This is a genomic window from Nocardioides sp. IC4_145 (assembly GCF_011250565.1).
GTDB lineage: Bacteria > Actinomycetota > Actinomycetes > Propionibacteriales > Nocardioidaceae > Nocardioides.
Map to the genome: position 1 here is coordinate 1 of NZ_JAANMS010000064.1, position 20,274 is coordinate 20,274.

General features: G+C 72.5%; 17 protein-coding genes. 15 read left to right on the forward strand and 2 right to left on the reverse strand.

The annotated features are described in order from the left end of the window. The first annotated feature begins 78 nt into the window (after window positions 1–78). The 6 genes from G6553_RS19390 to G6553_RS19415 all read left to right on the forward strand — a co-directional run bounded on the left by G6553_RS19390 (window position 79) and on the right by G6553_RS19415 (window position 5,278). Window positions 79–441, forward strand: coding sequence for a DUF3499 domain-containing protein (locus G6553_RS19390; RefSeq protein WP_166196558.1), 363 nt, complete (start codon window positions 79–81; stop codon window positions 439–441). Window positions 442–460: 19 nt separating this feature from the next. Further along, a complete protein-coding gene (locus G6553_RS19395) occupies window positions 461–1,855 on the forward strand; it encodes a phosphomannomutase/phosphoglucomutase (RefSeq protein WP_166196560.1) in 1,395 nt (464 codons plus the stop codon). Beyond that, window positions 1,855–2,034: a Trm112 family protein gene (locus G6553_RS19400; protein WP_166196562.1), complete on the forward strand. Its 180-nt coding sequence runs from the start codon at window positions 1,855–1,857 to the stop codon at window positions 2,032–2,034. Before G6553_RS19395 ends, G6553_RS19400 begins: the two co-directional genes overlap by 1 nt. Window positions 2,035–2,041: 7 nt before the next feature. Further along, entirely contained in the window at window positions 2,042–3,070 is a 1,029-nt protein-coding gene (locus G6553_RS19405) for an SIS domain-containing protein (protein WP_166196564.1), read from the forward strand. Window positions 3,071–3,156: 86 nt separating this feature from the next. Next, window positions 3,157–4,269 carry an acyltransferase family protein gene (locus tag G6553_RS19410; protein ID WP_166196566.1) on the forward strand — a complete coding sequence of 371 codons (1,113 nt, stop codon included), beginning with the start codon at window positions 3,157–3,159 and terminating at the stop codon, window positions 4,267–4,269. A 58-nt stretch (window positions 4,270–4,327) separates the two neighbouring features. Further along, window positions 4,328–5,278, forward strand: coding sequence for a DUF808 domain-containing protein (locus G6553_RS19415; protein WP_166196568.1), 951 nt, complete (start codon window positions 4,328–4,330; stop codon window positions 5,276–5,278). 176 nt (window positions 5,279–5,454) lie between these two features. Here G6553_RS19415 and G6553_RS19420 read toward each other — a convergent pair whose 3' ends face one another. Next, complete coding sequence (locus G6553_RS19420; RefSeq protein WP_166196570.1) at window positions 5,455–6,720, reverse strand: HNH endonuclease signature motif containing protein; 1,266 nt, start codon at window positions 6,718–6,720, stop codon at window positions 5,455–5,457. A gap of 418 nt (window positions 6,721–7,138) precedes the next feature. Between G6553_RS19420 and ahcY the strand changes: the two genes are divergently transcribed. The 9 genes from ahcY to secA all read left to right on the forward strand — a co-directional run bounded on the left by ahcY (window position 7,139) and on the right by secA (window position 19,716). Further along, window positions 7,139–8,614: an adenosylhomocysteinase gene (gene ahcY, locus G6553_RS19425; RefSeq protein WP_166196572.1), complete on the forward strand. Its 1,476-nt coding sequence runs from the start codon at window positions 7,139–7,141 to the stop codon at window positions 8,612–8,614. Between the two features lie 106 nt (window positions 8,615–8,720). Next, window positions 8,721–9,434 (forward strand): MtrAB system response regulator MtrA, encoded by a 714-nt coding sequence (gene mtrA / locus G6553_RS19430; RefSeq protein ID WP_166196574.1) that lies wholly within the window; start codon window positions 8,721–8,723, stop codon window positions 9,432–9,434. Continuing rightward, the gene (mtrB, locus tag G6553_RS19435) at window positions 9,403–11,076 is read left to right on the forward strand and encodes an MtrAB system histidine kinase MtrB (protein ID WP_166196576.1); all 1,674 of its coding nucleotides are present in this window, start codon (window positions 9,403–9,405) and stop codon (window positions 11,074–11,076) included. Before mtrA ends, mtrB begins: the two co-directional genes overlap by 32 nt. Further along, window positions 11,073–12,824: an LpqB family beta-propeller domain-containing protein gene (locus tag G6553_RS19440; protein ID WP_166196578.1), complete on the forward strand. Its 1,752-nt coding sequence runs from the start codon at window positions 11,073–11,075 to the stop codon at window positions 12,822–12,824. Before mtrB ends, G6553_RS19440 begins: the two co-directional genes overlap by 4 nt. 65 nt (window positions 12,825–12,889) lie before the next feature. After that, the gene (locus G6553_RS19445) at window positions 12,890–13,618 is read left to right on the forward strand and encodes a ComF family protein (RefSeq protein WP_166196580.1); all 729 of its coding nucleotides are present in this window, start codon (window positions 12,890–12,892) and stop codon (window positions 13,616–13,618) included. 468 nt (window positions 13,619–14,086) lie between these two features. Further along, window positions 14,087–14,716: a ribosome-associated translation inhibitor RaiA gene (gene raiA / locus G6553_RS19450; protein WP_166196582.1), complete on the forward strand. Its 630-nt coding sequence runs from the start codon at window positions 14,087–14,089 to the stop codon at window positions 14,714–14,716. A 165-nt stretch (window positions 14,717–14,881) separates the two neighbouring features. Continuing rightward, window positions 14,882–15,574: a response regulator transcription factor gene (locus G6553_RS19455; protein WP_347565813.1), complete on the forward strand. Its 693-nt coding sequence runs from the start codon at window positions 14,882–14,884 to the stop codon at window positions 15,572–15,574. Window positions 15,575–15,608: 34 nt separating this feature from the next. Beyond that, window positions 15,609–16,826 (forward strand): crosslink repair DNA glycosylase YcaQ family protein, encoded by a 1,218-nt coding sequence (locus G6553_RS19460; RefSeq protein ID WP_347565814.1) that lies wholly within the window; start codon window positions 15,609–15,611, stop codon window positions 16,824–16,826. Window positions 16,827–16,899: 73 nt separating this feature from the next. Further along, complete coding sequence (gene secA, locus G6553_RS19465) at window positions 16,900–19,716, forward strand: preprotein translocase subunit SecA (protein WP_166196584.1); 2,817 nt, start codon at window positions 16,900–16,902, stop codon at window positions 19,714–19,716. Between the two features lie 131 nt (window positions 19,717–19,847). Here the strand turns inward: secA and G6553_RS19470 are convergent. Next, a partial coding sequence (locus G6553_RS19470) for an Rv3235 family protein (RefSeq protein WP_207620039.1) occupies window positions 19,848–20,274 on the reverse strand: 427 nt, incomplete at its 5' end.

The window sequence follows — 20,274 nt, forward strand, 5'->3', positions numbered from 1 at the left end:
GGGGGGGGGGGCGGGGGCGGGCTCGGTCACGCCGCGAGCCTAAGCCGGGTGGTCGGCGCCGAGGGGTACGGTCTGCTCGTGAGCCCCGCCCGTCGCTGTTCCCGCACCGCGTGCGGCCGTCCTGCGACCAGCACGCTCACCTACGTCTACGCCGACCAGACCGCCGTCCTGGGTCCGCTGGCGACGTACGCCGAGCCGCACGCCTACGACCTGTGCGACACCCACAGCGAGCGGCTGTCCGCGCCGCGGGGCTGGGAGGTGCTCCGTCTGGCGCCGGACCCGGCCGCCCAGGGCCCCTCCACCGACGACCTGCTGGCCCTGGCCGACGCGGTCCGCGAGGCCGCCCGACCGGTGCAGCAGGTGGTGCGCCTGCCACCCGCGGACGAGAACGTCCGCGAGCGCGGCCGTCGTGGGCACCTCCGCGTGCTCAGCACCGACTGACCTCGTTACTGTCTCGCCCATGGCCGACACCCTCGACCCCGCGAACATCGCCGCGATCTTCAAGGCGTACGACGTCCGCGGCACCGTGCCGGACCAGCTCGACGAGGCGCTGGCGCGCGCGACCGGCCGGGCCTACGTCCAGGTCGTCGGCGCGGAGACCGTCGTGGTCGGCCACGACATGCGGCCGAGCAGCCCGGGGATGGCGCGGGCGTTCGCCGAGGGCGCGACCGCGGCCGGCGCGGACGTGGTGATGATCGGCCTCGCGTCGACCGACCAGCTCTACTTCGCCTCCGGGCACCTGGCGGTGCCGGGCGCGATGTTCACCGCGAGCCACAACCCGGCGCAGTACAACGGCATCAAGATGTGCCGCGCGCACGCCCAGCCGATCGGCATGGAGACCGGCCTGGCCGAGATCCGTGACCTGGTCGCCGGCGGCGCCGCCCAGCAACCGGACGGGCAGCAGCCGGACGCCGGGCGGACCGGCACCGTCAGCGAGCAGGACGTGCTGGCGGCGTACGCCGACCACCTGCTCTCCCTCGCGCCGGTCGAGGGCCGCCGGCTCAAGGTCGTCGTCGACGCCGGCAACGGCATGGCCGGCCACACGGCCCCGGCCGTCTTCGAGCGGCTGGGGGACCGGGTCGAGCTGGTGCCGATGTACTTCGAGCTCGACGGCACCTTCCCCAACCACGAGGCCAACCCGATCGAGGCCGAGAACCTCCGCGACCTCCAGGCGAAGGTGCTCGAGACCGGCGCCGACGTCGGGCTGGCCTTCGACGGCGACGCGGACCGCTGCTTCCTCGTCGACGAGACCGGGCGCAACGTCTCGCCCTCGACGCTCACCGCGCTGATCGCCGCCCGCGAGCTGGCCAAGGAGCCGGGCGCGACGATCATCCACAACCTGATCACCAGCCGCGCGGTGCCCGAGCTGGTCACCGAGCTGGGCGGCACCCCGGTCCGCACCCGCGTGGGCCACTCCTACATCAAGGCCACCATGGCCGAGACGGACGCGATCTTCGGCGGCGAGCACAGCGGCCACTTCTACTTCCGCGACTTCTGGCGCGCCGACTCCGGCATGCTCGCCGCGCTGCACGCCCTGGCGGCGCTCGCCGGGACCGACGTACCGCTCTCGCAGCTGCTCGCCGAGTACGAGCGCTACCCCGTCAGCGGGGAGATCAACTCCACCGTCGCCGACCAGCAGGCCGCGATCGCCCGCATCGAGCAGGAGTACGCCGCCCGCGACGGCGTCACGACCGACCGGCTCGACGGGCTGACGGTCAGCCACGCCGACTGGACCTTCAACGTGCGGCCCTCGAACACCGAGCCGCTGCTCCGCCTCAACGCCGAGGGCCGGGACGAGGCCACCATGGCCGCGATCCGCGACGACGTCCTCGCGACCATCCGCCAGGAGGGCTGATGAACATCGACCAGGGGCTGCTGGACATCATCGTCTGCCCGAACTGCCACGGCGACCTCGTCGCGGCGCCCGATCCGGGCGGCGACGGCGAGCTCGTCTGCCGGGGGGAGTGCGGCTACGCCTACCCCGTCCGCGACGACATCCCCGTCCTGCTCGTCGACGAGGCCCGGAAGCCCTGACCGGCCGATGACCTGGTTCGACGAGTCGCGCCTCGACGACGAGACCGCCATCGGCGCGGCGGACCTGCGGTTCCGCACGCTCGCCGAGTCCGGCTCGCGGGGCCGCCGCGAGTGCAGCGACGCCGCGGAGGCGATCCGCGAGGCGGTCGGCCGGCTCCAGGAGCAGGCCCGGCCCCGCGCGATCATCGCCGCCGGCCCGGACTCCCGCCTGCTCCGCGCGGTGCTCGAGCCGTGGTGCCCGGTGCCGTTCGTCGCCTGGCCCGGTCCCGCGCTGCCCGGCTGGGCCGGCTCCCTGGACCTCGTCGTGGTGCTCGCTCCCGACGGCGCCGACAGCGGTACGGCGTCGGCGGTCGCCGAGGCGGTGCGCCGCGGCTGCCAGGTGGTCGTCGCGTGCCCGCCGTCCTCGATGGTCGCCGACCACGCGGCCGGCCGGTGGAGCACGATCTTCCCGATCGCCACCCAGGACCCGCTGGCCACCGCCGTGGTCGTGCTGTCCTTCCTCGACCAGGTCCGGCTCGGCCCCAGCGCCGACCCCGAGGGCGTCGCGACCGCGCTCGACGACGTCGCGATCTCCTGCTCGCCCTTCCGCGACCTGTCCATCAACCCGGCCAAGATGCTCGCGATCGCGCTGGCGGACGCCAACCCGCTCGTCTGGGGCGGCTCGGTGCTGGCCGCCCGCGCCGGGCGCCGGGTGGCGGAGTCGATCCGTCGCGCCAGCGGCCGGACCGCGATCGCCGGTGACGTCGACCAGGTGCTGCCGGTCATCGAGGCCACCCGGCCCCGCGACGTCTTCGACGACCCGTTCGCCGACGGCGGCGGCGAGCTGCGCCCGACCCTGCTGGTGCTCGACGACGGCAACGAGGACCCCGTCCTCGGCGACCACCGCCGCCGGCTCGAGGACACGGCCGCCGCCCGCGGCGTACGCGTCGAGATGCTCACCGCGGAGGCGCCGAGCGAGGTCGCGCGCTACGCCTCGCTGCTGCTCCAGGGCACCTGGGCCGCGGAGTACCTCCGCCTCGGCCTCGTCGACGACTGACCGGCTCTCGGCATGTCCGACCGCGCGTCCGGGACGTGACCGGTCGGTCACGTGTAGTCGCCACAGGGCCGGGGCACCGAGCCGGGGTGAGCAGGGATCCGTGGTTTGACAACGCCAAGATGGCGCTGGTGACCCTCGTCGTGGTCGGTCACGCCTGGGTGCTGCTGCCGGACACCGCGTTCGTGGGTCACGGCTACGACTTCCTCTACGCCTGGCACGTCCCGGCGTTCGTCTTCGTCACCGGCTACCTCTCGCGCTCGTTCAGCTACACCCGGGCCCGGATGTGGCAGCTGGTGCGCACCGTCGCGGTGCCGTACGTCGTCTTCGAGGCCGCCATCGCGGCGTTCCGCATCCTCGTCGGCGGTGAGGAGCTCCAGGACCTGTGGCGGGATCCCCACTGGCCGATGTGGTACCTCGCCGCGCTGTTCTTCTGGCGGCTGCTGACGCCGGTCTTCCGACCCATGTGGGGCGGTCTCGCGGTCGCCGTCGCGATCAGCGTCCTGGCCGGTCTCTACGCGGGGGACACCCTCGACATCGCCCGCGTGCTCGGCCTGCTGCCGTTCTTCGTCATGGGCCTCAAGGCGACGCCCGAGCGGCTCGAGCGGCTCCGCGCGCCGTGGGTGCAGGTGGCCGCGGTCGGGGTGTTCGTCGCGATCTGGCTGCTGACCTCCCGCACCGACGACTGGGCGGCGACCGAGTGGCTCTACTACCGCGCCCGCTACGACGAGCTCGACGTCAGCGACACCCGGGCCTTCGTCACCCGCGCCTGCCTGCTCGCGGTGGGCACGCTCGGGGCGTGGGCGTTCCTCGCCCTCGTCCCGCGGGTCGGCGGCTGGTTCGCCCGGATGGGCGCCGCGACGCTCGTCGTCTACCTCTTCCACGGCTTCTTCGTGAAGGGCGCGGAGTACGCCGGGTTCCCGGCGTGGGCCGAAGGGCACTACGCGACATCGATCGTCCTGACGTCGGTGGCGGCCGTCGGGCTGAGCCTGCTGCTCGCGTGGCAGCCGCTGTCGTCCCGGTTGCAGCACCTCGTCGACCCCATCGGCTTCGCCGAGCGCCGCGTGGACCACGCGCACGACCTGCGGGACGCCACCGTCGAGGCCGACGTGCTGGCCGTGGCCGTGCAGGAGGCCGCCGCGGAGGAGGCGGCCGACGAGCGCGCCGCGCGCGACGCCGGGCACGCCGTGTCCGGCCGCTAGGGTTCCGCCCACGTCGGTCGGGTCGTGAGGCCCGACGCCACCAGGAGAGGGATCACCCGTGAGTGCAGGACTGTTCGGACTTCTCGATGACGTCGCAGCGCTCGCGCGCCTGGCCGCGGCCTCGATCGACGACGTCGGTGCCGCCGCAGGCCGGGCGACGACGAAGGCCGCGGGCGTCGTCGTCGACGACACCGCAGTGACCCCGCAGTACGTCCACGGCGTCACCGCCGACCGCGAGCTGCCGATGATCAAGCGGATTGCGATCGGCTCGATCCGCAACAAGCTGCTGCTGATCCTCCCGGTGGCGCTGCTTCTCAGCGAGTTCGCCGACTTCCTGCTGACGCCGATCCTCATGCTCGGCGGCGCCTACCTCTGCTTCGAGGGTGCCGAGAAGATCTGGGGCAAGATCCGCGGGCACGACGCCCACGCCACCCCGGTCGTGGAGTCCGGTCCGGAGGCGGAGAAGACGATGGTCTCCGGCGCGATCCGCACCGACCTGATCCTCTCGGCCGAGATCATGGTCATCTCACTCAACGAGGTAGCCGCCGAGGGCTTCTGGAGCCGCGCGGCCATCCTCGTCGTCGTCGCGGTCGCCATCACCGCGGTGGTGTACGGCGTGGTCGCGCTCATCGTGAAGATGGACGACATCGGCCTGCGGCTGGCCCGGCGGTCCTCGGCGTTCTCCCAGAAGGTCGGCCGTGGCCTCGTCGCCGGCATGCCGAAGCTGCTCGCGGTCATCTCGGTGGTCGGCACCGTCGCCATGCTCTGGGTCGGTGGTCACATCGAGCTGGTCGGCCTGGACGAGCTCGGCTGGCACGCGCCGTACGAGCTGGTGCACCACCTCGAGGAGGACGTGCACCACGCCACCGGCGCACTCGGCGGCGTCCTCGGCTGGCTCACCAACACCGCCTGCTCCGCCGTCTTCGGCCTCGTCCTCGGCGCCGTCATCGTCGCCGTCGTCCACGTCCTGCCGTTCGGCAAGAAGGACGAGCACGCCCCCGCCCACTGACCCCCGTCGGCCAAGCAGCGCGCGCCGGCCTGTTGGTCGAGCAGCGAGCCCTCGGCGAGCGTCGTCGAGACGCAGTGAGGAAAGGCAGGGGCGCTGGGGCGCTCGTCCGGCCGGCGGGCGGGTGCGGGATCTCGACACGCTGAGACCGCGAGGCGGCCTTTGCTGCTCGACCAGCGTCACGTCCGCATGTGGAAGGTGACCTGGTTGTCGGGGTGGATGGTGGTCTCGAACCTGGGGTCGTGGATGCGGGCGTGGTGCCTCGGGCAGAGCAGGCGGGCGTTCTTCAGGTCGGACCGTCCGCCGTGGAGCCAGTTGTCGTCGTGGTGGGCGTGGCACAGGTGGGCCGGCCAGTCGCAGCCGACGGCAGTGCACTCGCGCTGGGTGATGACGAGACCGCGGCGTTGTGCCCCGGAGAACAGACGGGTGGCGCGGCCGAGGTCGAGCAGCTCGGACCTCGAGCCCAGGACGGCGGGGATGAGCCCGACCTCGCACGCCATGCGTCGAGCCAGTGAGGCCGAGATCGGTTGTCCGTCCTCGAGCGTCGCGCGGCCGATGTCGCTCTTCAGGCTGGTGTAGTCGATCAGCACCACGATGGAGGCGTTCAACCCGCCGAGCTTCGGCAGCTTGTCGGCCGGGAGGCGTTCGAGGAGCTCGCAGAACGCGTCGCCCATCCGTTCCGGTGACGGGCGGCGCTCGACCTGCTCCTGTTCCGCGTCGCCGTCCCTCGTGCTGGCTTGGTGCTTGGGTGCGGCGAACGCGAGCAGCATCTTCTTGAGCATCTCGCCGTGCAGGGTGGGGATGGTGAACTTGCCGCGGTAGCTGCCCTTCCCGTCGGGACTCATGGTCAGCCAGGCGTTGGCGCGGGCTTCCCGTTCCTCGCGTTCCAGGGCTCGGGCGTCGCGTTCGTCGCCGATCTCGGGGGCGACGACGGAGAGGACGTGCTTCGCGAGGAACGCCAGCGCCTTGGGGTCCAGGTCGAGCGCCTCGTGCAGCAGGTGCTTCTCCGCTCGCTCGGGGATCGTCGGGTCTTCGAGGTCGTCGGGGAGCCGGTCGACGCACTCGGTGATCACCTTCGCGTGGTCGACGCTGATCGCGCCGTGGGCCAAAGCCGCTGCCGTGGGCGCGTGCCGGTCGAGCGATGCGGCCAGCCGCATCCGTCGCTTCGCCGCGGGTCGGTCCTGCCGGGTCTGGTGGCTCCACCAGGACGCGGTGTCGGTGGCGCCGACCTCGTCGCCCGTGGCCCGGCGGTCGGCCTCGGCTGCCAGGCGCAGCTCGAGGGCCTCGACCTGCGCCCGCAGCCGGGTGGCCTCCAGGAGCGTCTCGGCGACCTCGGCGTCAGACATCTTCCACAGCTGCTCACCGCAGGCGGAGGTGGTCTTCTTGCGGGACTTCGCGACCGCGCGGCACACCGGGTGCGCGCTGTGTCGGGAGTCCTTGGCCATGGGTCTACTCAAGCAGCGACCACCGACAGTGCAGGCTCCGTTTCCCCAGGTCAGAGCAGCATTCGGACAACGATCTGGAGAGCTTCTCGGCGGGTTTCGAGACGGGCCTGGCGGCCCTCCTCAACCAGCCGAGAACAGAAGCCGAGGTGGTGCCCCGGCAGCCGGCGACGGCGCGGAACTCACGGCCTGCAGGCCGAAGGCCGGCTGCGCGGGGTCTCGTCGACGTTCGCCAGGGCTCCCTCCTCAACCAGCCGAGGACAGCGGCCGAGGTGGTGACCTGGCGGCCCTCCTCGATCACCCGGACACGCCAGCCCGGAGCGCCACCCACCCCGGAGGACGGGGCGGGCGGCGAGGTCCCGCCCAGCGGCGTACCACGAGGATTCCTGCTCGCGCGCGCCTGCGTCCTACGCTCGAGGAGATGTCCACCGCACTCCCAGGAGCACCCATGGACCACAAGGTCGCCGATCTGAGCCTGGCCGACTTCGGCCGCACCGAGATCCAGCTCGCCGAGCACGAGATGCCGGGCCTGATGGCCATGCGTGAGCGGTACGCCGCCGAGCAGCCCCTCGCCGGCGCGCGGATCGCGGGCTCGCTGCACATGACGATCCAGACCGCCGTCCTCATCGAGACGCTCGTCGCGCTCGGCGCCGAGGTCCGCTGGGCCTCCTGCAACATCTTCTCCACCCAGGACCACGCCGCCGCCGCGATCGCGGTCGGCCCGAACGGCACGCCGGAGGACCCCCAGGGCGTCCCGGTCTTCGCCTGGAAGGGCGAGTCGCTGGAGGAGTACTGGTGGTGCACCCAGCAGATCCTGCAGTGGCCCGACGTGGACGGCGAGAAGCGCTTCGCCAACATGATCCTCGACGACGGCGGCGACGCGACGCTGCTGGTCCACCTCGGTGTCGAGGCCGAGAAGAAGGGCGAGGCGCCGGACCCGGCGACCGCGACCAGCACCGAGCAGCGGATCATCTTCGAGGTCCTCAACAAGTCGCTCGGCGAGAGCCAGGACCGCTGGACCCAGATCGCGGCGGAGCTCAAGGGCGTCACCGAGGAGACCACCACCGGTGTCCTGCGCCTCTACGACATGATGCGCGAGGGCTCGCTGCTCTTCCCGGCGATCAACGTCAACGACTCGGTCACCAAGTCGAAGTTCGACAACAAGTACGGCTGCCGCCACTCGCTCATCGACGGCATCAACCGCGCCACCGACGTCCTCATGGGCGGCAAGGTCGCGGTCGTCTGCGGCTACGGCGACGTCGGCAAGGGCTGCGCGGAGTCGCTGCGCGGCCAGGGCGCCCGCGTCATCGTCACCGAGATCGACCCGATCTGCGCGCTGCAGGCGGCCATGGACGGCTACCAGGTCTCGACCCTGGACGACGTCGTCGAGTCCGCCGACATCATCATCACGGCGACCGGCAACAAGGACGTCGTCACCATCGACCAGATGCGCCGGATGAAGCAGAACGCGATCCTCGGCAACATCGGCCACTTCGACAACGAGATCGACATGGCCGGTCTGGAGTCCTACCCCGGCGTCGTCCGCAAGAACGTCAAGCCGCAGGTCGACGTCTGGACGTTCCCCGAGGGCGAGGGCAACGCGATCATCGTGCTGTCCGAGGGCCGCCTGATGAACCTCGGCAACGCGACCGGCCACCCGTCGTTCGTCATGTCGAACTCCTTCACCAACCAGGTGCTGGCCCAGATCGAGCTGTTCACCAAGCCCGAGGAGTACCCGGTCGGCGTCTACGTGCTGCCCAAGCACCTCGACGAGGAGGTCGCCCGCCTCCACCTCGGCGCCCTCGGCGTCAAGCTGACGACGCTCTCGGACGCGCAGGCTGCCTACCTCGGCGTCGACGTCGCGGGCCCGTTCAAGTCCGACCAGTACCGCTACTGATCCACCCCCGGACGGCGTCGTACGACGGCCTTCCGCAGCACGACCACAGCAGCCCCCGGCTCCGAGGAGTCGGGGGCTGCTGCGTCCGGCTGGCAGGATTGGTCCCATGAGCCAGGCCGGGAGCGTGAACGACCTCCCCGCGAAGGGGCGCGTCCTCGTCGTGGACGACGACGCGTCGCTCGCGGAGATGCTCACCATCGTCCTGCGCCAGGAGGGCTTCGACAGCCGGATGGTGACCCGCGGCGACCACGCGCTGGCGGCGTTCCGGGAGTACCGCCCCGACCTCGTGCTCCTCGACCTGATGCTGCCCGGCAAGGACGGCATCGACGTGTGCAAGGAGATCCGCGGCGAGTCCGGCGTGCCGATCGTGATGCTGACCGCCAAGGGCGACACGGTCGACGTCGTCGTCGGCCTGGAGTCCGGCGCCGACGACTACGTGGTCAAGCCGTTCAAGCCCAAGGAGCTCATCGCCCGCATCCGTGCCCGGGTACGCCGCCTGGACGCGACGTCGCGGGCCGAGACGCTGACCATCGGCGACCTGGTCATCGACGTCGCCGGCCACTCGGTGGCCCGGGGCGGCCGCCCGATCAGCCTGACGCCGCTGGAGTTCGACCTGCTGGTGGCGCTCGCGCGCAAGCCGTGGCAGGTGTTCAGCCGCGAGGTCCTGCTCGAGCAGGTGTGGGGCTACCGGCACGCCGCCGACACCCGGCTGGTCAACGTGCACGTGCAACGGTTGCGCTCCAAGGTCGAGCACGACCCCGAGAACCCCGAGATCGTGGTGACCGTCCGTGGCGTCGGGTACAAGGCCGGCAACGGCTGAGCGCGGCCCGTCGGCCCGGCGCAGCGTCGCTGCCACCGTCCGGCGCGGCCTGACGTTCTGGCGGCGGTCCATCCAGGCCCGCGTGGTCGCCTCCACGTTGGTGCTCTCCGCGGTCGTGGTCAGCGGCGTCGGCTGGTTCCTGCTGCAGCAGACCCGCGACGGCCTGCTGGAGAACCGCGTCGACGCGGTGGTCGCCGAGGCCGACAACGAGTCGGCGGAGGCCGTCGAGCGGCTGGTCGCCGTGCCGGGGACCGAGACCGACGCGAGCACCCAGGCCTCCGAGCTCGCCACCCCGATCATCGCGCGCGGGGAGACCCGCGGCTTCGACGTCGCGCTGAGCGGCCCGGGCAGCTCGGAGGAGGGCCTCGCCGAGGCCGGCAGCATCTACACGCCGGGACTCGACACGACGAGCGTGCCGCAGTCGCTCGTCGACCACTTCACGAGGAGCGGCGACACCGCCTGGACCTACGCGTCGATCCGGACCGTGGACGAGCGCGGTCGGGTGACCTCGTCGGAGCCGGGGATCGTGGTCGGCTCCCAGGTGCGGCTGCCGTCGGACGGGCGGGCCTGGACGCTCTACTTCCTCTTCCCGCTGGAGGAGGAGCAGGAGACGCTCGCGCTGGTGACCCGGGCGCTGCTCACCGCGGGCGGCCTCCTGCTCGTCCTCGTCGCAGGCCTCACCTGGCTGGTGACCCGCCAGGTGGTGACGCCGATCCGGATGGCCCGCCAGGTGGCGGAGCGGCTCGCCGCCGGCCGGCTGCAGGAGCGCATGCGTGTCTCGGGCGAGGACGACCTGGCGCGGCTGGCGCTGTCGTTCAACCAGATGGCCAGCAACCTCCAGCGCCAGATCCGCCAGCTCGAGGAGCTCAGCCGGGTCCAGCGCCGGTTCGTCTCCGACGTCTCCCACGAGCTGCGCACCCCGCTCACCACGGTGCGGATGGCCGGCGACGTCCTGCACGACGCTCGCGGCGACTTCGACCCGGTCACGGCTCGCGCCGCCGAGCTGCTGCAGACCGAGCTCGACCGCTTCGAGACCCTCCTGGTCGACCTGCTCGAGATCAGCCGCTTCGACGCGGGCGCGGCGGTGCTCGAGCTCGATGACGTGAACCTCGCCGACGTCGCCCACCGCGTCGTCGAGCGCAACCGTGCCCTCGCCGAGCAGCGCGGGGTGACCCTCGAGGTCAGCGCGCCGCCGCGGCCGTGCCTCGCGGAGGCCGACGTACGCCGCGTGGAGCGCATCGTGCGCAACCTGGTCACCAACGCCATCGACCACGCGGGCCCGCCGGAGCGCGGCCGGTCCCGCGTCGTCGTCCACGTCGCGGGCGACGACCACGCGGCCGCCGTGGCCGTGCGGGACTACGGCGTCGGGCTGGCGCCGGGGGAGTCGGCGCTGGTCTTCAACCGGTTCTGGCGCGCCGACCCGGCCCGTGCCCGCACCAGCGGCGGCACCGGCCTGGGCCTGTCGATCTCGCTGGAGGACACCCACCTCCACGGCGGCTGGCTCCAGGCATGGGGCCGCGTCGACGAGGGCGCGCAGTTCCGCCTGACCCTGCCGCGCCGCGCGGGAACGCCCTTGCGGCAGAGCCCGCTGCCGCTCGTGCCCGCCGACGCCCGCGAGCGCCTGGCCGGGGTGACCCCGTGACCGGCCGGCCCCCGGTCGCCGCGGCCCTCGGCGTCGTCGTGGCGATGGTCCTCGCCCTGGCCGGGTGCGTCTCGCTGCCCGAGGACGGACCGGTCGTGGAGACCGGGAGCGGCAGCGGCGACGCGCAGGAGGGCGGGCAGTACTACTTCGACCCGCCGCCCCCGCCCGACGGTGCCTCCTCGGCGGAGGTCGTCGACCGGTTCCTCGACGCGATGACGGCGTTCCCGATCACCACGTCCGCGGCCCGGCAGTACCTCACGCCGGAGTTCCGCGAGTCGTGGAGCCCCAAGGACGGGATCATCACCTACGACGACTTCCTCGCCCCGCGCGGCAGCTCCCGCGTGACGGTCACGCTCGTCGGCGCCGAGCGCCTCGACGGCACCGGCCGGTGGCGTGGCCCGCTGCCGACGTACGACGAGACCCTGACGTTCCCCGTCGAGCTCGTCGACGGGCAGAACCGCATCGCCTCCGCGCCCGACGCCCTGGTGGTGCCGCAGTCGTGGTTCGAGCAGCGCTACCAGCGGGTGACGCTCTACTACTTCGACCCGAACGCCCGCGTGCTCGTGCCGGAGCCGGCGTTCGTGCCGCGGGGGGACCAGCTGGTCAGCAACCTGGTCTCCGCCCTGCTCGGCGGGCCGGGCCCGCAGCTGTCGCGGGTCGCGACGACGTTCCTGCCGGCGGGCTCGACGGTGGAGCTGTCGGTGCCGGTCGGCGACGTCGTCGACATCGCCATCGACGCCTCCGGCTCCGCGCCGGCCCCCACCGACGAGGCGGTGCGGCTGATCGTCGCGCAGCTGGCCTGGACGCTGCGGCAGGTGCCGACGATCGAGCGGTTCCGGGTGTCGATCGACGGTCGGCCGGTCCAGCTGCCCGGCGGCGTGACCGAGTTCGGCGTCGACGAGGGGGCGCGCTACGACCCGGCCGGCTACCCGACGACCGCCCGGCTCTACGCCCTCCGCGGCGGTGAGCTCCTGGCCGGGGCGGCCGACGCGCTCCAGCCGACCGACGGCCCGTTCGGCTCGGCCGAGGCCGGGATCCGGTCGTTCGCGGTCGACGTCTCGGCCACGACGGTCGCGGCCGTGTCCGAGAGCGGCGCCACGGTGCTCCGCGGCCCGCTCCGCGACGACGAGGAGACGACGGTCCCGCTGGTCAGCGGCGCGACGGACCTCCTGCCGCCGGCGTGGGACGTCAGCGGCCGGCTGTGGCTCGTCGACCGGACGCCGTCCGGCGCCCGCGTCTCGACCGTCGTCGGCGACGAGGACCCCGTCGCGGTGCGGGTGCCCGGGATCAGCGGCTCCGACGTCCGCTCCTTCCTGGTCTCCCGCGACGGGTCCCGTGTCGTCGCGGTCGTGCGGACCTCCGCCGGCGACCAGGTGCGGGTCAGCCGGGTCCGCTACGCGCAGAACCGGCTGCTCTCCGCTTCGGCCTCCCAACGCCTGACCTGGGAGGGTGGCGAGGAGGTCCGCGTCCGCGACCTCGCCTGGCGCAGCCCCACCTCGGTCGCCGTGCTGCACCGGCTGGCCGACGAGCTCTTCGAGGTGCGCACGCTCTCGGTCGACGGCGCCCCGGCGGGCGCGGAGTACTCCGCCACGACGCTGCGCGGGCGGTACGTCGCCCTCGCCGGCACCCCCGTCCCCGACGACACCCTGTGGGCGGTCACCCGCACCGGCCTGGTCGACGCTTCCTCGCCGACTCGCGAGATGATCGAGCTGCCCGAGGGCGCGCGGTCCGTGCAGTACGTCGGCTGACCGCTCCTCCACAGGCACGCGCCGGCCCGGTTGCCCGACGCCCGCGCGGCGGCCAGGCTCCCCGCATGAGGACGGCCGGGGTGCTCGACGCCGCGGCCGACCTGCTGCTCGGCGGCCGGTGCGCCGGGTGCGAGCGGCCCGGCCGTGTGCTGTGCGAGCCGTGCCGTGCCGGACTGCCGGACCACGCGCGGCCGGCCTGGCCGACCCCGACACCGGCCGGTCTCGTCGAGCCGTGGGCCGCGGCGGCCTACGACGGCGTGGTGCGCAGCCTGGTGCTCGGCCTGAAGGAGCGCCGGCTGCTCGGCCTCCGCGGTCCGCTCGCCGGGCTGCTCGCGACCGCGGCCACGGGCGCCGTCGCCGCCCAGGTGCCGGTCGGGCCGGTCGTGCTGGTGCCGGTGCCGTCCCGGCCGGCGACCGTCCGCGCCCGCGGCCACGACCCGACGTACGCCGTCACCGCGGGCGCCGCCGCCCGCCTGCGGGCCGTGGGGGTGGACGCCGTGGCCGCCCGGCTCCTGCGGACGCGACCGGGTGTCGTCGACCAGGCCGGGCTCGACGCCACCGCGCGGGCGGCCAACCTCGGCGGCTCGATGGCCTGCGCCGACGCCGGCCTGCGGCGGCTGCGTCGGCGGCGCACGCACGCGTCCGTCGTGGTCTGCGACGACGTGCTGACCACCGGCGCGACCGCGCGCGAGGCCCAGCGCGCCCTCGAGGCGGTCGGCCTGCACGTGGCCGCGATCGCCGCCGTCGCGGCGACACGCCGACGGTTCCCGGCGGGCTCGCCGGGCGGGTCCTAGCGCGAGGGACGAGATGGGTGGTACCACCCCTACCGGTGACTTGGGTCACGGACTAACGTCTCTGTATGGAGTCCGTCCGGGTCCGTGGTTGCACCGTCTCGGTGCGGGTCCCGACGAGGGCCCGGACCGGTCGGCTAGCCGATGCCAGTCGCAGGCGAAACGGTCCACGTAAGCCGACGTCCGGGGCGACCCGGGCGCGGCGATCACGGTGCGGCTTAGAGGTAAGACCTGCCTCGCCCCGGCCACCAGATGTGGCCGACGGCGGGAGAGGGCCGGTAGTGGCGGAGAAGCTGCGGAAGCCCCAGCAGGCGGTTGTGGGGTCGAAGACCAGGTCGGCCGGACGGACTCCTCCCACTCGTGACACGCCCGGTGCGCCCCCGGTGGCGCACCTCCCGGCGTGCATGTCGCGCTGCCCACAGGAGGCCGCGCGAGAGGGCTGAAGCAACCAACTGTCACCAGGAGGTAGACATGGAAGTTGTCGTCACAGGTCGCCACTGCGAGCTGTCCGAGCGGTTCCGCGAGCACGCCGCGGAGAAGCTGTCCCGACTCGAGAAGCACGACCACCGCATCATGCGGGTGCACGTGGAGGTGGACTGCGAGCCCAATCCCCGCCAGCACGACAAGGCCGTCCGCGTCGAGCTGACCGCCTTCTCCAAGGGCCCGGTCGTCCGGGCCGAGGCGGCCGCCGACGAGAAGATGGGCGCCCTCGACCTCGCCCTGGACAAGATGGCCGCCCAGATGCGCCGCGCGGCCGACCGCCGCCGCGTGCACCGCGGCCAGAAGACCCCCGTCTCGGTCGGCCAGGCGCTCGCCGACGTCGACGCGCTCGTCGCTCCCACGGAGGAGCCCGAGCCCGAGGAGTCCCTCGAGCGCAAGGTCGGCCCGATCGCCGTCATGGGCGACGGTCCGCTCGTCGTCCGCGAGAAGACCCACCCCGCCAGCCCGATGACGCTCGACCAGGCGCTCTACGAGATGGAGCTGGTCGGGCACGACTTCTACCTGTTCGTCGACAAGGAGAGCGAGCGGCCCTCGGTGGTCTACCGGCGCCGCGGCTACGACTACGGCGTGATCTCCCTGGACCTCGGCCCGGAGGTGTAGGCCGGAGGAGCAGCCCGCCGCAGCGGCCCGCGGGGCCGCGACCACACGGCGTACGACGGGGTGGCCCGAAAGGGTCACCCCGTCGTCGTGTCCGGGCCCGCCCGGGCCAGGCGTCCACCACCCGAACGCGTTCCCGCACCGGCTCGACCGTGCCATGATGCCCCGGTGGCGGAACAGAGCACGGTCGCAGCTCCCGGGGCTGGCGAGCCGATCCGGGTGCTGGTGGTCGACGACCAGGAGCTCTTCCGACGGGGGCTGACGATGCTGCTCACCGTCGAGGAGGGCATCGAGGTCGTCGGCGAGGCCGGCGACGGGATCGAGGGCACCAACCTCGCCGCCACCACCGCCCCCGACGTGGTCCTCCTCGACATCCGGATGCCCAAGCGCACCGGCATCGAGGCCTGCCGGGCCATCAAGGAGGCCGTCCCGTCGGCCAAGATCATCATGCTCACGGTGTCCGACGAGGAGGCCGACCTCTACGAGGCGGTCAAGTCCGGCGCCTCCGGCTACCTGCTCAAGGACTCCTCGATCGAGGAGGTCGCCCAGGCCGTCCGCGTCGTCGCCGACGGCCAGTCCCTCATCAGCCCGTCGATGGCGGTCAAGCTGATCGACGAGTTCAAGCAGATGTCGCGCCCCGAGCGCGAGCACGTCCCCGGCCTCCGCCTCACCGAGCGCGAGCTCGAGGTGCTGCGGCTGGTCGCCAAGGGCATGAACAACCGCGAGATCGCCAAGCAGCTGTTCATCTCCGAGAACACCGTCAAGAACCACGTCCGCAACATCCTCGAGAAGCTCCAGCTGCACTCCCGCATGGAAGCGGTCATGTACGCCGTCAAGGAGAAGCTGCTCGACCTGCCGTAGCCCGTCCGTCGGCGGGCACCTCTAGCCTCGCCCCGTGACCGAGATCCTCTCCCGCGCGCAGGCCCGCCGGGTGGCGCTGGCGGCGCAGGGGTTCCTGGACCCGCGGCACACGACGCCGACGATGCGGACGTTCGACCGCACGCTCGCGCGGACGGGCGTGCTGCAGGTGGACTCGGTCAACGTGCTCGAGCGGGCGCACCGGATGCCGCTCTACTCCCGCATGGGGCCCTACGACACGGGTCTGCTGCAGCGGGCGGCGGAGCGGCCGCCGCGGCGGGTGGTGGAGTACTGGGCGCACGTGCAGGCGTTCATGCCGGTGGAGCTGTGGCCGCACATGCAGCACCGGATGGCGGGCTACCGCGAGCGCCGGGGCAAGTGGTGGCGCGACGTCCCCGACGAGCTGACCACCACGGTCCTGGCGGAGGTCCGCGCCCGCGGCGCCTCGACCGCCCGCGAGCTGCAGGACGCCCTGGGCGGGGACGGACCCCGGACCAAGGAGCACTGGGGCTGGAACTGGTCGGAGGAGCGGAAGGCGCTGGACCTCCTCTTCATGACCGGCGACCTGGCGATCGCGGCGCGGACGCCGTCGTTCGAGCCGGTGTACGACGTGCCCGAGCGGGTGCTGCCCGCCGCGGTCCTCGACGCGCCGACCCCGACGCCGGAGGAGGCCGCGCGGGAGCTGGTGCGGCGGGCGGCCCGGTCGCACGGGGTGGCGACGGCGCCGTGCCTGCGCGACTACTACCGGATGGGCGTCGAGGAGACCCGGCGCGCCGTCGCGGAGCTGGTGGAGGCCGGCGAGCTGCTCCCGGCGCGGGTCGAGGGGTGGGACCGCGCGGCGTACCTCCACAGCGAGGCCCGCCGCCCCCGCCGCGTCGACGCCCGGGCGCTGCTGAGCCCCTTCGACCCGGTGGTGTGGGAGCGCGAGCGCACCGAGCGGATCTTCGGCTTCCGATACCGCATCGAGATCTACGTGCCGGCCGGGAAGCGGGTGCACGGCTACTACGTGCTGCCGTTCCTGCTGGGGGACCGGCTGGTGGCCCGCGTCGACCTCAAGGCCGACCGCGCGGCCCGCCGGCTCCTCGTCAAGGGCGCGTACGCCGAGCCCGACGCGCCGCCGGAGACGGCGCCGGAGCTGGTGGTCGAGCTCCGCCGGCTGGCCGGCTGGCTGGGCCTGGACGCCGACGACCCGGTGGTCGTGGAGCCTCGGGGCGACCTCGCCGAGGTGCTGGCCCGGTTGCTGCGTTCCGGTTAGGGAGGGCTCGACCCCGTGGGTAGAGTTGCGGCGCCGCCCGCTCGGCTTCCCACCGCTTAGGAGTTGTACCCCCGTGCCCGTGATCCTCGACAAGCTCCTCCGCATCGGCGAGGGCAAGATCCTGCGCCAGCTGGAGACCATCGCCAAGGCCGTCAACGCCATCGAGGACGACTTCGTCGCGATGACCGACGAGCAGCTCCAGGCAATGACCGGCGAGCTGAAGCAGCGCCACGAGAACGGCGAGTCGCTGGACGACCTGATGCCGGAGGCGTTCGCGACCGTCCGCGAGGCCGCCAAGCGCGTGATCGGCCAGCGCCACTACGACGTCCAGATCATGGGTGGCGCGGCGCTGCACCTGGGCAACATCGCCGAGATGAAGACCGGTGAGGGCAAGACGCTGGTCGCGACCCTGCCGTCGTACCTGAACGCCCTCTCGGGCAAGGGCGTCCACGTCGTCACCGTCAACGACTACCTGGCCAAGTACCAGTCCGAGATGATGGGCCGCATCCACCACTTCCTCGGGCTGACGACCGGGGTGATCCTGCCGGAGATGCGCCCGGCGGAGCGTCGCGAGGCGTACGGCTGCGACATCACCTACGGCACCAACAACGAGCTCGGCTTCGACTACCTGCGCGACAACATGGCCTCCGCCCTGGAGGACTGCGTCCAGCGCGGCCACAACTTCGCCGTCGTCGACGAGGTCGACTCGATCCTCATCGACGAGGCGCGGACCCCGCTGATCATCAGCGGTCCGACCCAGGACGAGGTCAAGTGGTACGCCGAGTTCGCGAAGATCGCGCGCAAGCTCGAGAAGGACGTCGACTACGAGGTCGACGAGAAGAAGCGCACCATCTCCGTGCTCGAGCCGGGCATCACCAAGGTGGAGGACCACCTCGGGATCGACAACCTCTACGAGTCGGTCAACACCTCCCTGATCTCCTTCATGAACAACTGCGTGAAGGCCAAGGAGCTCTTCCGGCGCGACAAGGAGTACGTCGTGCAGGACGGCGAGGTGCTCATCGTCGACGAGCACACCGGCCGCATGCTCGCCGGGCGTCGCTACAACGACGGCCTGCACCAGGCGATCGAGGCGAAGGAGGGCGTCGAGGTCCGCGAGGAGTACCAGACGCTCGCGACCGTCACGCTCCAGAACTACTTCCGCCTCTACGACAAGCTCTCCGGCATGACCGGCACGGCCATGACCGAGGCCAGCGAGTTCGACAAGATCTACAAGCTCGGCGTGGTCCCGATCCCGACCAACAAGCCGATGGCCCGCATCGACCAGCCCGACCTCGTCTACCGGACCGAGGAGGCGAAGTACGACGCCGTCGTCGAGGACATCGCCGAGCGGCACGCCTTGGGCCAGCCGATCCTGGTCGGCACCGTCTCGGTCGAGAAGTCCGAGCACCTCTCCGGCAAGCTCAAGCGCCGCGGCATCCCGCACACCGTGCTGAACGCGAAGGTCCACGCCGACGAGGCGAAGATCGTCGCGATGGCCGGTCACAAGGGCGCCGTCACCGTCGCCACCAACATGGCCGGTCGAGGCACCGACATCATGCTCGGTGGCTCGGTGGAGTTCCTCGCCGACGCCGAGCTGCGCAAGCGCGGGCTGGAGCCGGCCGGGGAGACCGCGGACGAGTACGACGCCGCCTGGCCCGAGACCGTCGAGCGGATCAAGCGCCAGGTCGCGACCGAGCACGACGAGGTCAAGGAGCTCGGCGGCCTCTACGTCATCGGCACCGAGCGGCACGAGTCGCGCCGCATCGACAACCAGCTGCGCGGTCGTTCCGGCCGTCAGGGCGACCCGGGCGAGTCCCGGTTCTACCTGTCGCTGCAGGACGAGCTGATGCGGCTGTTCAAGTCCGAGTGGGTCGACCGGGTGCTCCAGGTCCTCAAGATCCCCGACGACGTCCCGATCGAGAACAAGCGGGTCACGAACGCGATCGCCAACGCCCAGGGCCAGGTCGAGTCGCAGAACTTCGAGTCCCGCAAGAACGTCCTCAAGTACGACGACGTCATGGACCGCCAGCGCAAGGTGATCTACACCGAGCGCCGTGCCGTCCTCGAGGGCGCCGACCTGCAGCAGCAGATCCGCACCTTCATCGACGACGTGGTCGAGGGGTACGTCGCCGGGTCGCTCGCCGACTTCGCCGAGGAGTGGGACCTCGAGCAGCTGTGGACCGACCTCGGTCAGCTGTGGCCGATCTCGGTCGACCACGAGAAGCTCGTCGCCGACGCCGGTGGCAAGGCCGTGCTCGACCGCGACGACCTGGTCAAGGTGCTCCGCGAGGACGCGCACGCGGCGTACGACCGTCGCGAGCAGGAGAACGGCGAGGAGGTCATGCGCGAGCTCGAGCGGCGCGTGCTCCTCTCGGTCCTCGACCGCAAGTGGCGCGAGCACCTCTACGAGATGGACTACCTGCGCGAGGGCATCTACCTGCGGGCCTACTCCCAGCGCGACCCGCTCGTGGAGTACCAGCGCGAGGGCTTCGACATGTTCGCCGCGATGATGGACGGCATCAAGGAGGAGGCCGTCGGCTTCCTGTTCAACCTCGAGGTTCAGGTCGAGGAGGAGCCGGCGCCGACGCTGTCGGTCGCCGAGGGCCTGCAGTCGCCGGTCGGCCAGGGCGCCGGTGGCGCTGCGGCCGAGCAGGCGCCGCAGATCCGCGCCAAGGGCCTCGACGCCCCGTCGCGGCCGCAGCAGCTGGCCTACTCCGCCCCCACCGTCGACGGCGAGGCCGAGGTGGCCACCCGCGTCGAGCAGGAGGAGGACGAGTTCGCCGGCACCGGTCGCAACGACCGCTGCCCCTGCGGCTCGGGCAAGAAGTTCAAGCAGTGCCACGGCGCTCCCGGCGGCCCCACGGGCCACGCCGCCCGCGTCAACGGCTGACCTCGCTCAACCTCGAACGCCGGCTCGGTCCCTCCGGGCCGGGCCGGCGTTCGGCGTCGGTCGAGCAGCGAGCGCTGCGCTCACCGGGTCTCGACCCGGCCGTCTCGACCTCGTTCCTCGCTCGGTCCTGCTCAGGCGAAGTCGAGCGCGGTGCAGACCCAGCGGAGGGGACCGTCCTTGGCGGGGCGCTCCTCGAAGCGGGCGGCGACGGCGCGGGACCGCTCGCCGTACCGCACGTGGATGCTGGTCTCGACGGCGTCGGCGGTGACGAAGCAGCTGTGCACGCTGAGCACCTTCGGGCGCACCGGCTGGACCCGGCCGAGGCCGGGACGGTGGGCGCCGGCTCGGGCGACGAGGCAGGCGCGGCGCTCGAGGTCGGCGTACACCTCCGGGGAGGTCCAGCGCAGCAGCTGCGTGATCGGCCGGTCGCCGCCGACGATCTCGACCGCCGCCTGGGCGAAGCGCCGCGACCACTGCTCGAGGGCGCGCCGCCGTCGCAGGTCCACCGGGCTCACCCCGGCCGTGCCGCTGCTCTCGCGACCGTGCGCGGGGGGCGGG

Coding starts and splice junctions, on each gene's coding strand:
- mtrA (WP_166196574.1), top strand. CDS start 8,721: ATGAGCCAGGCCGGGAGCGTGAACGACCTCCCCGCGAAGGGGCGCGTC.
- G6553_RS19395 (WP_166196560.1), top strand. CDS start 461: ATGGCCGACACCCTCGACCCCGCGAACATCGCCGCGATCTTCAAGGCG.
- G6553_RS19445 (WP_166196580.1), top strand. CDS start 12,890: ATGAGGACGGCCGGGGTGCTCGACGCCGCGGCCGACCTGCTGCTCGGC.
- G6553_RS19400 (WP_166196562.1), top strand. CDS start 1,855: ATGAACATCGACCAGGGGCTGCTGGACATCATCGTCTGCCCGAACTGC.
- ahcY (WP_166196572.1), top strand. CDS start 7,139: ATGTCCACCGCACTCCCAGGAGCACCCATGGACCACAAGGTCGCCGAT.
- G6553_RS19405 (WP_166196564.1), top strand. CDS start 2,042: ATGACCTGGTTCGACGAGTCGCGCCTCGACGACGAGACCGCCATCGGC.
- raiA (WP_166196582.1), top strand. CDS start 14,087: ATGGAAGTTGTCGTCACAGGTCGCCACTGCGAGCTGTCCGAGCGGTTC.
- G6553_RS19420 (WP_166196570.1), bottom strand. CDS start 6,720: ATGGCCAAGGACTCCCGACACAGCGCGCACCCGGTGTGCCGCGCGGTC.